At 65.1% G+C, this 863-nt stretch carries 1 protein-coding gene; it reads left to right on the top strand.

Annotated elements, in window-relative coordinates; genetic code table 11:
• Nucleotides 1-863, top strand: an 863-nt coding sequence (locus NS334_RS17235; RefSeq protein WP_206542740.1) for a cytosine permease, incomplete at both ends; no start/stop codon positions are given.

Raw genomic sequence — 863 nt, 5'->3', positions numbered from 1 at the left:
AGCTCGGCCTGAGCCTGCTGCAAACGCTTGCCGTCATCGTTGTCGGCAATCTGTTCGGCGCAGCGCTGTTTGCCGCCTTCTGCCTGATGGGACACCGCACCGGCGTGCCGCAGATGGTGCTCGGCCGGCTGGCGTTCGGCCGGCGCGGCGCCTATCTGCCGGCGCTCGCACAGGTGCTGATGCCGATGGGATGGGTCGCGATCAACACCTGGATCGTGCTCGACCTCTGCATGGCCGCGCTCGAGCGGATGGGAATCGGCGGCGGCGTCGAGCTCCAATACGCGATCGCGGTTCTGGTGATGCTGTTTCAGGTCGGCATCGCGGCCTGGGGCTTCAATGCCATCAAGGTATTCGAGCGCTACACCATGCCGGTCATTCTGTTGATCATGGCCGTCATGACCGCATTGGCTTTCCTGCGCGTCGACATCAAGTGGCAGTCCGCCGCCGTCACCGGCATGCCGGCGTTCGCCGCGGCGACGCAGCTGATGACCGCGATCGGCATCGGCTGGGGCCTTTCGTGGCTCACCTATGCGTCCGACTATACGCGCTTCCCCAGGCCCTCGCTCGGTGCTGCCAAGGTGTTCCGGGCGACATTCCTCGGCATGTTCGCCCCTACGGTCTGGCTCGCTTTCCTGGGCGCTGCGATTGCGTCTGCCGGTGCCGGCTCCGACCCGTCGAAGCTGATCATCGCAGCATTCGGCACGATAGCGTTGCCGGTGCTGCTGGTGCTGCTCCATGGCCCGATCGCAACCAACATCGTCGTGATCTATTCAGCGGCGCTGTCGTCGCTCGCACTCGATCTGCGGCGGCCGCGCTGGGTAATTTCAGTGGCCTCCGGCCTGATCGCCTCCGCGATCCTTTAC

The sequence above is a fragment of the Sphingomonas endophytica genome (assembly GCF_001476895.1).
Lineage (GTDB): Bacteria > Pseudomonadota > Alphaproteobacteria > Sphingomonadales > Sphingomonadaceae > Sphingomonas > Sphingomonas endophytica_A.
The sequence above is the reverse complement of the archived record's forward strand: the minus strand, read 5'-3'. Positions and strand labels throughout refer to the sequence as shown.